Source organism: Micromonospora sp. FIMYZ51, from assembly GCF_038246755.1.
Taxonomy (GTDB): domain Bacteria; phylum Actinomycetota; class Actinomycetes; order Mycobacteriales; family Micromonosporaceae; genus Micromonospora.
Genome location: NZ_CP134706.1, coordinates 4,827,784 through 4,841,049 on the forward strand (window position 1 = coordinate 4,827,784; position 13,266 = coordinate 4,841,049).

At 68.5% G+C, this 13,266-nt stretch carries 13 protein-coding genes; 6 read left to right on the top strand and 7 right to left on the bottom strand.

The annotated features are described in order from the left end of the window. Nucleotides 1–68 precede the first annotated feature (68 nt). The 4 genes from QQG74_RS21580 to QQG74_RS21595 all read right to left on the bottom strand — a co-directional run bounded on the left by QQG74_RS21580 (nucleotide 69) and on the right by QQG74_RS21595 (nucleotide 3,066). The gene (locus tag QQG74_RS21580) at nucleotides 69–1,250 is read right to left on the bottom strand and encodes a hypothetical protein (RefSeq protein ID WP_341716575.1); all 1,182 of its coding nucleotides are present in this window, start codon (nucleotides 1,248–1,250) and stop codon (nucleotides 69–71) included. After that, nucleotides 1,247–1,450: a hypothetical protein gene (locus QQG74_RS21585; RefSeq protein ID WP_341716576.1), complete on the bottom strand. Its 204-nt coding sequence runs from the start codon at nucleotides 1,448–1,450 to the stop codon at nucleotides 1,247–1,249. Before QQG74_RS21585 ends, QQG74_RS21580 begins: the two co-directional genes overlap by 4 nt. Before the next feature lie 307 nt (nucleotides 1,451–1,757). Further along, on the bottom strand, nucleotides 1,758–2,612 hold the full coding sequence (locus QQG74_RS21590) for a DNA methyltransferase (protein ID WP_341716577.1): 855 nt from the start codon (nucleotides 2,610–2,612) through the stop codon (nucleotides 1,758–1,760). Then, the gene (locus tag QQG74_RS21595; protein WP_341716578.1) at nucleotides 2,605–3,066 is read right to left on the bottom strand and encodes a hypothetical protein; all 462 of its coding nucleotides are present in this window, start codon (nucleotides 3,064–3,066) and stop codon (nucleotides 2,605–2,607) included. Before QQG74_RS21595 ends, QQG74_RS21590 begins: the two co-directional genes overlap by 8 nt. A 395-nt stretch (nucleotides 3,067–3,461) precedes the next feature. Here QQG74_RS21595 and QQG74_RS21600 point away from each other — a divergent pair, with 395 nt between their 5' ends. After that, a complete protein-coding gene (locus QQG74_RS21600; protein WP_341716579.1) occupies nucleotides 3,462–4,235 on the top strand; it encodes a hypothetical protein in 774 nt (257 codons plus the stop codon). Between the two features lie 345 nt (nucleotides 4,236–4,580). Beyond that, the gene (locus QQG74_RS21605) at nucleotides 4,581–5,549 is read left to right on the top strand and encodes a hypothetical protein (protein WP_341716580.1); all 969 of its coding nucleotides are present in this window, start codon (nucleotides 4,581–4,583) and stop codon (nucleotides 5,547–5,549) included. 241 nt (nucleotides 5,550–5,790) lie between these two features. On the opposite strand, the gene QQG74_RS21610 is transcribed toward QQG74_RS21605, so the two are convergent. Then, a complete protein-coding gene (locus tag QQG74_RS21610) occupies nucleotides 5,791–6,597 on the bottom strand; it encodes a hypothetical protein (protein WP_341716581.1) in 807 nt (268 codons plus the stop codon). Between the two features lie 597 nt (nucleotides 6,598–7,194). Between QQG74_RS21610 and QQG74_RS21615 the strand changes: the two genes are divergently transcribed. The 4 genes from QQG74_RS21615 (at nucleotide 7,195) to QQG74_RS21630 (ending at nucleotide 11,135) form a co-directional block, all read left to right on the top strand. Continuing rightward, a complete protein-coding gene (locus tag QQG74_RS21615) occupies nucleotides 7,195–7,485 on the top strand; it encodes a pilin (RefSeq protein ID WP_341716582.1) in 291 nt (96 codons plus the stop codon). A gap of 14 nt (nucleotides 7,486–7,499) precedes the next feature. Then, a complete protein-coding gene (locus tag QQG74_RS21620; RefSeq protein WP_341716583.1) occupies nucleotides 7,500–8,420 on the top strand; it encodes a conjugal transfer protein TrbL family protein in 921 nt (306 codons plus the stop codon). Between the two features lie 61 nt (nucleotides 8,421–8,481). Beyond that, the gene (locus QQG74_RS21625; RefSeq protein ID WP_341716584.1) at nucleotides 8,482–9,375 is read left to right on the top strand and encodes a PrgI family protein; all 894 of its coding nucleotides are present in this window, start codon (nucleotides 8,482–8,484) and stop codon (nucleotides 9,373–9,375) included. Beyond that, complete coding sequence (locus tag QQG74_RS21630) at nucleotides 9,372–11,135, top strand: DUF87 domain-containing protein (protein WP_341716585.1); 1,764 nt, start codon at nucleotides 9,372–9,374, stop codon at nucleotides 11,133–11,135. The genes QQG74_RS21625 and QQG74_RS21630 overlap by 4 nt, the downstream gene beginning before the upstream one ends. Nucleotides 11,136–11,177: 42 nt before the next feature. Here the strand turns inward: QQG74_RS21630 and QQG74_RS21635 are convergent, their stop codons facing one another. Both QQG74_RS21635 and QQG74_RS21640 read right to left on the bottom strand, forming a co-directional pair. Continuing rightward, on the bottom strand, nucleotides 11,178–12,950 hold the full coding sequence (locus tag QQG74_RS21635) for a hypothetical protein (protein WP_341716586.1): 1,773 nt from the start codon (nucleotides 12,948–12,950) through the stop codon (nucleotides 11,178–11,180). Further along, nucleotides 12,947–13,264 carry a helix-turn-helix transcriptional regulator gene (locus QQG74_RS21640; RefSeq protein ID WP_341716587.1) on the bottom strand — a complete coding sequence of 106 codons (318 nt, stop codon included), beginning with the start codon at nucleotides 13,262–13,264 and terminating at the stop codon, nucleotides 12,947–12,949. The genes QQG74_RS21635 and QQG74_RS21640 overlap by 4 nt, the downstream gene beginning before the upstream one ends. Nucleotides 13,265–13,266: the final 2 nt, after the last annotated feature.

The following is a 13,266-nucleotide window of genomic DNA, read 5'->3' on the forward strand; positions in this document are numbered from 1 at the left end:
GCTGGGCGCGGTACATCGGTCAGCGCGCCCAGCACTGCCCGACCGCGTTGGTGCGCGGCTGCGGATGTTCAGTCGCGGTCGGGATCGAGGTACGGGTCGATGACGACGGTCTCGACGGTGGCGGACACCGCGATCAGCTGATGGCTGACGCCGGCCAGCGGCCCGTCCAAGCTGGCGTGCACGAGGGCTTCGGCCGTAGCGGCGGCATCGGCTGACGTGGCCTGGTCACGTAGCCGCATCTCGTACTCGTGCCGCCACGGCACCTGCCAACGGCCCTGGTCGAAGCTGGCCTGCTCGGCGCTGGTCCACCCGTACCCGGTCCACGGCCGATGCTCGTCCGGCCCGTCGGTGATGACCGCCCGCATCGTCTTGCGCACCGTTTCGCATGCCTGCCCGGCGGTGCCCGCGTCGACCGTCAGCATCAGTTGCACGACCACCAGGACGTGGTGCACCCGAGGCAGGGCGTCGAGCCCGAGACCGGTCAGGAAGCCGTCGACCCGCTGCGCGATGCGCTGCTGGCTGCCACCAAACTCGTCGTAGACCAGGGCCTGGATCGCGCGGGCCCGGATGCGGCGCACCAGGCTCGCCAGCGCGTCGAGTGCCGCGTCCCGCGCCGCCGTCGCCGCAGCGAGGTCATCGCCCGGCGGTGCTGTGCCGTCCGTGGAACGCGTGTCGATGCCGGTGTCGTCCGCCGGAGCGTCGTCGGGGCTGTCAAGGGGATGCCAGGTCAGGTCGGTCAGCGTGATGTCGGCGGCGGCGAGCGTCGACAGGTGCTGTTGCATCGCCGCGCGGGCGGCGGCGTGCGCGGCCGCCTCTCGGGTCGCCGTGGCCCACGTCTGGACCCTGACCTGCACGGTGACGCGGTAGCGCCGCACCGCCGGCTGATCGTCGCGGTCAGGTAGGCGCGTCACGTCCACGACCTGTCGCGGGTAGAGCGCCACCACGGGATCCAACGCCCGCACCTCATCCGGTACGCCGAACGGTGCCTGCTCGCCGGCCTCCCGGTCATCGGCATGCGCCCGCGTGTACGACAGCAGCGCGTCCGCGCAGACCGTCCACTGCTCCGGCAACGGCTCCAGACCCCACACGGCGAGGGCGTCCTCGCACCCAGGCCGGCAGATCAGCCTGCTCTCCATCGCGGCGATCAGCGCGGCCCGCGCCTCGACGGCCAGAGCCTGCCGCTGCGCGATCGCGGCTGTCGCTTCCAGGCGCAGCACCCGAAGCTGCTCCGCCAAACTCGCGTCGTTCATCGCGCCACCGCCCGCCAGCCGGCGACGACGTGCAGACCAGTCGCAGTCGCCTCGGACGGCGCCAGCCGTAGGCCGGCACCAAGAGACGCGCTGCCGCAGCTGAAGGGGGTGGTGACACCGCCACGCCGCTCGGGTGGGGTCGCGGTGCGACCGATGGCGAGGAGACCGCCCTCGGTCAGATGTCGGTAGGGGTAAAGCATGTCGTCCTCCTGAGGACACGACGAAACGGCGGCCACCGGGTGGGGACCGCCTGACGGATAGGGGTTGGTGCCCCGGCCGCCGGAGCGGCGGCAACATGGGCAGCTGAGAGTGCTGAAGCTCTGAGGCGGGTCGACGGCGGCCGACCGGGAAGGGTGGGCGCGATGCCGTCGCGAACGCGTCAGATCAGCACGAGCAAAAAGAGAAGAGCCTTCAGGCTAAGCGCGTTGCTGCTGCTCAAGCGGGGTTGTCAGGTTCCGCCGTCTGGCAGACCCTGACAACCCCGCCGCTCTCCCTTGTCGTCAGCCCTCAACCGGCGCGCGGGCCTCGTCGGAACACCAGCACGTCCTCGTGGGCGATGAGGTGCACCGGTAGGCCCTCGGCGCGGGACTTGCGTACGGCCATGAGCCCGAACATCGACGCGCGGTGCACGATCTGCCCGTCACGGACGGCGGCAAGCATCGCCGCGCACCGCTGGACCGGAATCAACCCCACCGACCGAGCCACCGCCAGCAACTCGCCAGGGAGGTCGATCAGGTCGTCGCGGTGGCGGCGCACCGGCCGGCAGGTGATGACCACGGTGCCGCCGAGACGCAGCAGCCGGTTGCTGGCGGCCAGGATCGCGGCGAACCCGTCGAGCAGACGCCACCATCCGCCGTAGGCGAGATTGCCGGACTCCCGATCCCCGTACAGATGGTGGCGTTTGCGGACGCCGCTGTCCGTCACCCGCACCAAGCCGTGCGTGCCACGCCCGTACGGCGGTGAGGTGAGCACGAGCGCCACCTGTCCCACCGCGGACGTCGGCACCAGGTCCAGCAACCTGGTGGCGTCGCCGGTGAACACCTGCGCGATGCCGGCCGCGCCCTGCGACGCGGCGAGGGCGATGTTCGCGGCGGCCAACGCGGTGAACCGGGGCTCGATGTCGATCCCGATGCTGTGCCGGCCCAGATGCATGGCCTCGACCAGCGTGGTCCCGGATCCGCACATCGGATCGAAGACCAGATCCCCCGGCGCGGTGTAGGAGCTGATCGCGTGCGCGGCCAGGTGCGGCAGCATCTTGCCGGGATGGCTGGACGTGGCCGGCACGTACCGGCCTCGCCGTTGGTCGCGGGCCGGTTGCTGGCAGGTCAGCCACATTGAGGTAATCGGTAGGGATTCAGGCATCGGCGCCGCCGGTGTCCGTCTGTGCGCGAGTCAGGATCAGCACGTCGGTATGAATGTCGAGCTGCGTCTGCTGGCCACGTCGGGGCGGTCGGTCGGCCGCCACGACGTGCTGCAGGTACGCCAGCCCGGCCCGCTTCGCGGCGATGACCACGTCGACCGGCAGGACGACGTCGCCGTGCGGCAGCAGCACCGCCACGCAGCCGCCAAACACAAGGCTTTCGCGGCAGCGGACGAAGAACTCCAGCGGCGAGGTGGTGTCTGCGAGCGGCCAGCCGGTGACGATCAGCGTCGCCGCCTCCCGGCCCCAGCCGACCTGCCGAGACACGTGCAGGTGGCTGCGGCGGCGGGCCGCGATGACCGCGCGGGCCAGCTGCGGCCCGCCAGCCAGGTCGATGATCAGATCGGACGGGTGGGTGAGGTTGTGGACCAGCCGCACACCCATCGCGTTGGACATGGTCTCACCCCGGTTCGGAGCGGGGACCGGCCAGACGGTGATCGGCACGGGCGGGTCGCCGGGCACCACATCCCCCACAGGGGCCGGCGCGCGGCGCGGGTTTCTATCGGTCATAGGCACGGTGGCCCCCGGACCGGCGGGCGTACTGACGATCCCCAGTGCGCCGCTGACAGGCCGATCGAACCCACCCCGCCCCTGACAGAACCCGTCACCCCGGCCGCCTGACAGCCACGTGACCGGGCATGCGGGCCATCCTGATAGGACGGAACCTGACAGGACCGGACACCACCTGTCCCGGTCCGACAATCGCCTCTGGTGTCAGGTCGAGCTGCCCCAATCGGTGCTCTCGGAGCCTTCACACAAGGCGGAGTGCTCCGCGTCGAGGGGACATCACCATGGCAACCATCAGCCACACGAGGACTGCCGACACCGCACTAGCCACCGCCGAGAAGGCATTCGAGCTGCTGACGTGCGAACCCGCGCCGCTGGTGTTCGACGCACGGCCGGTGCCGGGCCTGCCGGACACCACGATGCCGCTGGACAAGCTACGCCAACTGCTCATGTTCGAGCGCTACGACAGCACCACCACAGACGAGCTGTGGCGGCAACTCGCCCACCACGCCCGCGAATGGGGACCCGCCTGGGTCGTCGGCGCAATCGGCGTAGCGGTGCCCGCGTTGACGCACCTCGCAGCGAAGATCAGCCGCGGCTACGCCCGGCACGCCGACGACGTGGACTCCGAAGTCCTCGCCGGGTTCCTCCAGGCACTGCGCACGGCGGACCTCGCCCCGCCCCGGCTCTGGCTGCGGCTGTGCTGGGCGGCCTACCGTGCAGGCGTCGCGGTCATCAAGGCAGACGACGCCGAGGAGCTGCCACCCGACCTGTCCAGCGGATCGCGCTCACCACGGATGCCCTACGGACACCCGGACCTGCTGCTCGGCCGAGCAGCCGCCACCGGCCTGATCACCACCGACGCCGCCGAACTGATCAGCGCGACCCGATTCGGCGACGCCCTGATCGAGCACCTAGCAGCCGAGCAAGGCGTGACCGCATCGGCCCTGCGCATGCGCAGAAGACGAGCCGAGCACATCGTGGCCACCGCCATCACGCGAGGCGACCTCTCCAGCCCGATCCACTCGTCCAGCAGCCGAGAAGGCATGGCGGCCTGACAACGCCCCACTTCCGCCACGAGGCCGCCCCGGCTTTCGCCCGGGGCGGCCTCTCTCGGCGTACAGCTCCGAGTGCAGAGGTAGCGGCTGCAAGTGCACAGCGGCACCGAGTTCGATCTACGTCCGGCGACCCGTCGCCTGACCTCACGGCGAACCGAGTCGGTGACGTTGGGTGATGCTGATGCTGAGCCCAGCCGTCTCCTCGGCGCGCGGATTTGCCGAGGCGAGTGCGCGGGTGGCCGCCCTCGACGCCGTTCTGGTGGTTGGTCGACGGCCGCGGTTGAGGAGCGGTTCGCGGCGAGCTCATTACGAAGAACTGTCGGACCTCCGTGGCATGCTTCCGTCGTGACAGCGAACTTGCCCACAGGCGTCAGCCGCGGATTGAACCTGACCGAGGCTGGCTGCACCGTGTCGCCCGACTGGCGCGACGCTATGGCGCAAGGCCTTTCTGCCGTTAGGGCGCTCGACACGCCGGTGATCGCCACCGATGACTTCGTCCGTACGGTTTCCGACCTCCTCGGCAGCGACTCGTACCACGCCGACCGCGGCGGCGGGGTCGTAGCCGCAAAGACGCTTCATGGTCCGAACGGACCGACAATCGTCGTCAACTACACCGCGGTCGCCGGCGAATCGACTGCCCTCGTCGAGCGACTGCTGGCGCACGAAGGAGGACATGTACTGCTCAATCGGCGGGGCAACGAGGAACTGGGAGGCCACCGGAAAAACGCCGAATCGGACTGGGAATGGATGCTAAAATGCGTGGCGGGGCTGGCAATAATCGAGTTCCGCATCGAACTCATGCTGGCCGAGCTGGGATACCCTCCCGCCCCCTCGGCGACGGTCGACAGCATCGATGAGCACCTTGGCGTAACTAATGCCGAAACCTTTGCAGCTATCGTCAACCCTGCCAACCAGGAACCCGCGCACTTGCGCGACTCCATCATGTCCATCATGGACCATTCGACCAAGCTGCTTGCCTATGTCGCAGCTCCACATATTGCCGGAACGGCGAAATTTGATCCGGATGCACTGCCTGCAGATGGGAAGGAGGATTGGGCTGATTACTTCGCATCAACTTGGCCGAAGCGACTCCGGCTGTGGGGCTCCATTCCGCCCGCCGACCAACCGGTTCCCGTTGACGCCTGGCGCAACAAGCTGCGAAAAGGTGCGGCCCTCGAGGTGCAGCAGCTCCGCGACTTCGGATTCGCGTTCACCACCCACCGGGACGGTGGAGAGGCTTTTAACCGGATCGCGAGAGACGAGGTGTTCCATCAGCGCCTCGAGCGAGCGCAGAGGCGCTGGCCCACGAGCTGACCGTGTGGCACCAGCGACCCAGTTGGCCGCGCCGGCTGGCCCTGTCATCGCCATGCGAGCGGAGAATTCTTACCGGCACCTCGAGGGACCGCATGCCCGACACGGACGCAGTAATCTGCCGTCGTCCGCGCGCGGCCCAGCGCAAGCCGCCGTCACGCGCCGTAGCTGGCTTTGCCCATCGCAGGACGCGCACTTCTGCCGAGTTGAGCGTATGCAGCGTGGGTAGCCGGTGGCATCCTTGTCACCGGCTCGCGCGAGGAAACTCCTTCCGCTCGTGCTTATAGTCAAAGGTGGTCGACATTTCTGGAAGCCACTTAGTTCGAACGAATGGCCATCCATCGACATCCTCACCCACGAGGATGTCGCCCGCCGCACTGGGGCCGCAAGCAGTTAGCCAAAGTACCCCCAGGATGTCATATATTCGCGCTAGCTCGTCGACGAGCTTGGTCAGATCACTTACTGCCTCGAATCCGATTGGCGCGTCCCGCCGTGTGCGCTGGATGATGATCTGAATCTGATCTACAGATGGGTGAATAAACTTTGCCATCTGAGACCATGCGTTTTTTGCATCACGGCGGAATTCCTGGAGCCGGTCTGCGGGCAGGTATACGCTCGTACTCCATATAGGCTCTATGGACGACCTGTCGACTTGGTTCCTCAGATAAGACAAGCGGGCGGATCGGTCGTGCTCAGAGGCGCTCGGGAGTTGCTGGTCAACGTAGAGATGCTTGACTGCCTGCTCCAGCATAAATCGACACTCACGTCTGGCGACGTTCTGCGAACCGTGCGGCACCAGCGCCTGGATTGAGACGAGCGATTCTATCGCATAGTCGGTTCCTGCATACATCAGGAAGTTATCCACGATCGGCCGATGCCTACTGCTTTGAGCCCACGATTGCCAAATCAGGCTAAGGAGCCCCGAAGTCAATCGGTCCAGGCGGCGGACTTGGCCTTGGAAAGGATCACTTTCCCTTAGAGTCAGGTGTGCGCGCGCTTTCTCGCTCAGCACGCTTGACATGTACTCGCCCAGGGCTCCGCTGTCGTCCATCTGCGGATCCTCTCACCTTGTGAGCCGCATCAAATCGAAGAGCCCTCAGGCTTGCATGCGGCAGATGGCACCGCTCGTCTGCCGCTGAGTGCACGCCGCGCGGGGCTCTCTCACTTGCCGAGCATCGAGTGCCGGAGGATGCCTACGGAGCGTAAAGCGGCTTCAGCAGTCGACCGAGCCGCGCCGGCATGCGGTGGGATTATGACGATATGAGTGGTCTAGATGAGGAGCAGATGCGCTCGTCCATTGAGCTTGCAGCTGCGATTGGCGAACTGCGTCTCGATGACACTGGGCAGCGCATCGTGAAGCGGTGGCAGCGACGTGAGCCGCTGTCCGATCTTGTCAGGGCGTGACAGGCGTGTGGTGGGTTCGATCGGCCTGACAGCCGGGATCTGGGCGGTGCATGTCATCCACGGCATGCCCGCCCGGTGGGGACCGCTCCTCCGGCGAGACCGATGGTTCGGCATGGCTGGCGCGGCGTACTGACACTGCGATCCCTTCACCGCTGGTAAGGGAGGAGCGCCCCCAACCGGACCTCACCGGCCTCTCCTTCTGGTCCCCACCGTGGCGGCCCCGCAGATCCTGTGGAGCCCCGCAATGCACGCGACTCTCACCGTTCTGTCTGACCTCGCCGCCATGCCGCAGCCGTTGGCGGTCAACAGCATCAACCAGGTCATCTCCAACATCACTGGCTGGATCATGGGCATCATCGCGTTGGTCGCGACGATGTTCCTGGTTATCGGTGGTCTGCGTTACATGGCGGCCGGAGGTGACCCGGCTCAGGTCGAGCAGGCCAAGGGCAACTTCAAGTCCGCGCTGATCGGGTACGCCCTGGCGGTGCTGGCCCCGGTGGTCCTGCAGGTGTTGCAGGGCATCCTCGGCGGCTGAGGCGGCCCCGAGTCATGGTCAACTGGCTGATGAACGGCCTGGTCGGCTGGCTCGCCGAGATGGTCAACGGCCTTCTCGGCGGGCTGCTGGCCTTCCTCACGTCGTCGATCTTCGTCTCGCCGGACGTCACGGTCCTGCCGCAGGTGCGATCGATCGCCGGCAACAGTGCGCTGGTCGTCAGCGCCTGCTTCGTCCTCGCGGTCATCGCCGCCGGTATCGCCGTGATGCTCGGTGATTCCGTCGAAACCCAGTTCCAGGTCAAGCAGCTGGTACCCCGGCTCGTGGTCGGGTTCGTGCTGTCCGCGTTCGCAGTCCCGCTGACCGGCGTGCTCATCAGCATTGCCAACGCGTTGACAGTGGCGATGGCCGGTGAGTCCGCACCGACCACCGAGGCGATCGCCTTCGTCCGCGCGCGCGTCGCGTCGGCGATGGCCGATCCGAGCAACGCCCTCCTGATTGCCGTTATCGGGCTGCTCATCGTGGTGCTGATGTTCATGCTCATCGGCACCTGGCTCGCACGGATAGGGATGCTGGTCGTCCTGGCGGGGATCGCGCCGGTGGCGTTGGCCTGCTACGCCACCCCGTGGACGCAGGGGGCCGCCACGCTGTGGTGGCGGACTCTGCTGGGGTGCCTGGCCACACCCGCGTTGCAGGCGGTCGCGTTCTCGGCGGGCATCAACCTGCTGGTCGACCCGACGTCGAACCTGCCGATCCTGCTCGGCATACCCGGCTCGGACGCGCTGAACCTGCTGATGGTGATCGTGGTCCTGTGGACCACGGTCAGGATCCCGAGCCTGATGAGCCGGTTCGTCACCCAGCAGGGCCGGGCCCCGAACATCACCGGACTCATCCTGCGCACCGTCGCCTTTCAGGGAATGACTCGCGGCATGGGTCGGCGGACGCCAACGCCAGTACGGCCAACCGGGTCGATATGAGTTCGCACACCCACCACCACTACCGCCGGATGCGCAACGTCTACCTCAACCGGAGTGACACATGACCAACCTCGATGACAACCTTCCGCGCGCCGTCGTGCCGGCCAATGTCAACGAGCCGGATCGCATCGCGTTCGGCCTGACGTTCCGGCAACTCGGCATCATCGGTGGCGTCGGCCTGGCCGGGCTCGGGATCTACCGCACGTACGGGCACCTGCTCCCGCCGGTGGCGTGGATCGTGGCCGGGGTCCTCGTGTTCGCTGTCGCGGTCGTGGTAGCGCTCGGCCGCCGCGACGGCCTGCCCCTGGACGTGTGGCTGCGCCACGGCCTCGCGCTGTCCCACAGCCGGCGCACCCTCGCTGCGGGTACCGCGCGGGCCAGCTCGGTCGCGGCCGTCGCCGGTAAGCCGAGCGTCCCGGCGCCGCTGCGCTCGCCGGTCACGGCGGTCAGCTCGACCGGCATTCTGACCAGCGAGGGCAGCGACAAGGTGTTGATCGCCTGCGGCACCACGAACATCCACCTGCGCACCGGCGGTGAGCAGGGCGCGCTGGTGGACGGGTTCGGCCGTTTTCTCAACAGCCTGACCGGGCCGGCGCAGATCGTCGTTGCCGCGCAGCGGCACGACCTGACCGTCTATGCGCAGGCGACCGTCGATCACACGCCGCGCCTGCCACACGCGGCGTTGCAGGCCGCCGCCGGCGACTACGCCGAGTTCCTCCTCGACCTCGACAGCGAGCGGGATCCGTTGCGCCGCCAGGTCCTCGCCGTCGTCACCGGCGTTCACGCCGCCGACAGCGCCGTACGTGCCCTGTCCGGGCTCGGTGTCGAAGCCGCTGCCTTGGACGGGCCGGCCGTCGCCTCGGCCCTCGCGAGCGCGGTCGATCCGTTCTCCCCACCGGTGCCTGGCCCCCGCGCGGTGCCCGGCGCCCCGATCACCTCACGGAGCACCTCATGAACCTGTGGAAACCCAAGAAGAGTGTCGCGGCCGGGGAGGGCATGCCCTGCCCGGCCGCGTTGTCGGTCACCCCCTGGCATGTGCAGGTCGGCGACGGGTACGCCGCCACCTACGCGGTGTGCGGCTACCCGGCCGAGGTCGGCCCCGCCTGGCTCGATCCGCTGCTGTCCTACCCCGGACGGGTCGATGTGGCGGTGCACGTGGATCCCGTCGCGCCGCAGCTGGCCGCGCCGATGCTCAAACGCCAACGCGCCCGCCTCGAATCGTCGCGCCGCCTGGATGCCGACCAGGGACGCCTCGGTGACCCGATGGTCGAGGCGGCAGCCGCCGACGCCGCCGACCTCGCCGAACGGGTCGCCAGGGGCGCGGCGAAGCTGTTCGACACCGGCATCTACATCACCGTCCACGCCCGGACCCTGGACGAGTTGCGCACCGTCACCGCGGGTGTGAAGTCCGCCGCCGCCAGCGTGCTGCTGGACCTGCAGCCGGCGACGTTCCGCCACCAGCAAGGCTGGGTGACGACGTTGCCGGTCGGGGTGGACCCGCTGCGGATGCGCCGCATCCTCGACACCACCGCCTTGGCAGCGGCGTTCCCCCTCGCCTCGGCGGACCTCGCCGCCCCGGCCCCGGGTACCGTCGCCCCACCCGAGGGCGTGCTCTACGGGGTCAACACGACCAGCAACGGGGTGCTGATCTGGAACCGGTGGGCGCAGGACAACCACAACAGCGTCGTGCTCGCCCGCTCCGGTGCGGGCAAGAGCTACTTCGTCAAGCTCGAAGTGCTGCGCAACCTGTACCAGGGCACGACCGTCAGCGTGATCGACCCGGAGGACGAGTACGCGCCCCTCGCCGCACACGTCGGCGGCACCGTCGTGCAGCTCGGCCAGCCCGGCGTCCGCATCAACCCCCTCGATCTACCCACCGACAACCGGCCCGACACCCTGACCCGACGCGGCCTGTACCTGCACACGCTGATCTCGGTCATGCTCGGCGTGGCACCGCCACCGGCCGAACGCGCCGCACTCGACCGGGCCATCACCACCACCTACGCCACGGCGGGGATCACCGGCGACCCGGCCACCTGGACCAAACCCGCCCCGTTGCTACGCGACCTGGCCGCCACCCTCGACGCGGACGACGACCCCGCGGCCGGACAGCTCGCCGCCCGGCTCGCCCCCTGGACGGTCGGTAACTTCGCCAGCCTGTTCGACGGGCCGACCACCACCACCCCGACCGGACATCTGGTGGTGTGGTCCCTGCGGCACCTGCCCGACGAACTACGCACCGTCGGCACGCTCCTGGCCTTGGACTCGATCTGGTCGGCCATCGACACCCCGACGACGAGTTCACGCCAGCGGCGCAAGCTCGTGGTGGTGGATGAGGCGTGGCTGCTGATGCGCGACGGCGAAGGCGCCCGGTTCCTGTTCCGCATGGCCAAGGCCGCCCGGAAACGGTCCGCCGGCCTGTGCGTCATCACCCAGGACGCCGCCGACGTGCTCTCCACCGACCTCGGCCTCGCTGTCGTCTCCAACGCCGCGACCCAGGTCCTGATGCGCCAGAGCACGCAATCCATCGACTCGGTGAGCGAGGCGTTCAACCTGACCGCCGGAGAGTCGCGGCTCCTGCTGTCGGCACCCAGGGGCGAGGGGCTGCTCGTCGCGGGCCGATCGCGGATCCCCTTCCGCAGCGTCGGGTCGGCCTCAGAGCATCGGATCGCGGTCACTGGCCTGGAGTTCGCCGATTCTCAAGGAAATTTGTGAGGGAACTCCGGGATGTTCGAGTGGTGGTTGGGTCGTGGAGGGTCAGTTCGAGGAAGTCAAGGGTGCGTCGTGATCGGTGACCTGGTTGACGGTGCTGGCGTAGCGGGCAGCGCTGGCGATCGACAGGCCGAATAGGTCGCAGAGGGCGCGCATGTCGCCGCCGTTGGCGTGGGCTTCGTCGAGGATGCGGTCTTGGCGGATGCGGTCACCGGAGGTGCCGAGTTGTTTGCGGATCCACCAGTTGGTGCAGGGCCGGGCGTTGGTCCAGTTGCGGGCGTGGATGAACATGTGCGGGTTGACGCTGGTCGGCCAGGTGTTGTGTCGGTGCTCGAGGTAGGTGTTGAGGCGTTCTCGGGCGGGTTCGGCGAGCAGGATGACGCGGTCGTTGATGTGCAGCCGGCCGTCGTGCAGGTCGGTGAGTTTCAGCTCGGCGAGCTGGTAGATGCGAACGGCATGGAAGGCGAGCAAGGCGGTGAGGGCTTCGGTCGCGGGACGCCCGTCGACGAGGTTCGCGCGGACCTGGGCGAGGTCGATGGCGATCGGCGCGGTCCTGATGTTGGACGGGTTCCGGATCCGGGCGGTGGGGTTGACGAAGACGGCCTTGCGGGCCTTGAGGATCCGGAAGATCGACCGGAGGCCTTGCAGCATGGTGGCGCGTGGTGTGCCGCCGGTGGGCAGGACCGCGTGGACGTGCTTGGCGTCAATCTCGCGCAGGGACTGGTGGTCGGTGGCCCAGTGGCGGATGGCGGGCAACGCCCACCGCAGCTGGGTGCCGGTGGTGCCGTCGTGCCGAGGGCGCCGTCGCGGGGCGGTGACCGAGCCGTGCCGCATGACGTCGAACCAGATGCCGAGTTCATCGCGCATGGGTGCAGGCAGGTCGCCGGTGGCGGCCAGGAACCATCGCTCGATCGCGGGGGTGCGGTCTTCCTCGAGCATGCCTGCCTCGTGCAGGACGTCCGCGACGACCTGGGCGGAGTGTTTGATCCGGCTCAGCAGTGCGACGTCGCTGCGAAGGATCGGCGCGCCGGGGGTGTCCTGGATCGCGAGCATGATCCGCACGGCGCGGCGGGTGCGGTCGGCCTTGGTGCGGGGCCAGCCGTGGCGGTGGGCGTGATCACCGACGAACTGCATCAGGGCCGCTTCCAAACCAGGGAGCGGCGGTGGTAGCAGCTGCAGGCCGGGATGGGCGGCGAGATCACGGTGGGCGTCGAAGAAGACCAGCTGGCGATGCCCGACCGGACGCAGCAGGCTCATGTCGGCCGCGACGGTCGTCTTGACGTAGGGCTTGCGGGGCCCGGAACCGGTCCACATGCCGGCGAAGAACAGTTGCTGGCCGTGGCGGTTGGCGTCGGCCATGCTCACCCGGTCGGGACGCTCGCCGTGCAGACGGGCGATCATGCTGCGTTGCCGGAAGCAGAGCCGGCAGTGTCCGGCTTCGCCCAGGTGGGCGCGCCGCCGGCAGGTCGGGCAGTCCCCGAGTTGCGGGAACTTCTCCGCCCAACTGCGGCAGGCCGCGCACTGCCAGCCGTAGGTTCGAGTGACACCCCACCCGAAGCAGTATGGGCAGGAGTCAATGATCACCGGAGTGCTGGCCAGCGGGCCGGCTTCTCGCCAGACTGGCGACCGCTGGCCGGGGGCGTGCCGATGGCAGCGGGCGCACAACCCGCTGGTGTAGTAGTCCTCGGCCGAGCCACATCTGCGGCAGGGCGGCGGACAGACCGGGCCGCCGGGCCAGCACTGGAAGCAGAACGGCACCTCTCGCATCGCCGGCGGCCGGACCCGGCAGACCGTGCACGGCTTCGGACGTCGCGTCATGCCGGCGGTGTGCTGCGTTGCCGGCCCAGCCGCACCACCGGGGCGGGTGCCTGGTCACCGACCGCCTGCTCGCGGCGCGGCCGTCGCGCCGCGACCTTATCCGGCTCGCGGATCAGCAACTCGGCCGGGCTGCAGTCGAGGACCGCGCAAATCACGTCAAGGTCATCGAGCCGGATGGTTGTCGGCGTTCCGGTCCAGAGCCCGGACATCTTTCCCGAGCTGATCTCCAGACCGGCTTCGGCCAGGAGCCGACGCATCTCGGTGGACTTCCAAATGCCCTTTTCGGCGGCGCGCAGCCGCAGATTCCACCGCATCG

Excerpts from the sequence above, each read along its gene's own strand:
- QQG74_RS21615 (WP_341716582.1), top strand. The coding sequence starts at position 7,195 with ATGCACGCGACTCTCACCGTTCTGTCTGACCTCGCCGCCATGCCGCAG.
- QQG74_RS21640 (WP_341716587.1), bottom strand. The coding sequence starts at position 13,264 with ATGCGGTGGAATCTGCGGCTGCGCGCCGCCGAAAAGGGCATTTGGAAG.
- QQG74_RS21585 (WP_341716576.1), bottom strand. The coding sequence starts at position 1,450 with ATGCTTTACCCCTACCGACATCTGACCGAGGGCGGTCTCCTCGCCATC.
- QQG74_RS21590 (WP_341716577.1), bottom strand. The coding sequence starts at position 2,612 with ATGCCTGAATCCCTACCGATTACCTCAATGTGGCTGACCTGCCAGCAA.
- QQG74_RS21625 (WP_341716584.1), top strand. The coding sequence starts at position 8,482 with ATGACCAACCTCGATGACAACCTTCCGCGCGCCGTCGTGCCGGCCAAT.
- QQG74_RS21630 (WP_341716585.1), top strand. The coding sequence starts at position 9,372 with ATGAACCTGTGGAAACCCAAGAAGAGTGTCGCGGCCGGGGAGGGCATG.
- QQG74_RS21610 (WP_341716581.1), bottom strand. The coding sequence starts at position 6,597 with ATGGACGACAGCGGAGCCCTGGGCGAGTACATGTCAAGCGTGCTGAGC.
- QQG74_RS21620 (WP_341716583.1), top strand. The coding sequence starts at position 7,500 with ATGGTCAACTGGCTGATGAACGGCCTGGTCGGCTGGCTCGCCGAGATG.
- QQG74_RS21635 (WP_341716586.1), bottom strand. The coding sequence starts at position 12,950 with ATGACGCGACGTCCGAAGCCGTGCACGGTCTGCCGGGTCCGGCCGCCG.
- QQG74_RS21595 (WP_341716578.1), bottom strand. The coding sequence starts at position 3,066 with ATGTCCAACGCGATGGGTGTGCGGCTGGTCCACAACCTCACCCACCCG.
- QQG74_RS21580 (WP_341716575.1), bottom strand. The coding sequence starts at position 1,250 with ATGAACGACGCGAGTTTGGCGGAGCAGCTTCGGGTGCTGCGCCTGGAA.
- QQG74_RS21600 (WP_341716579.1), top strand. The coding sequence starts at position 3,462 with ATGGCAACCATCAGCCACACGAGGACTGCCGACACCGCACTAGCCACC.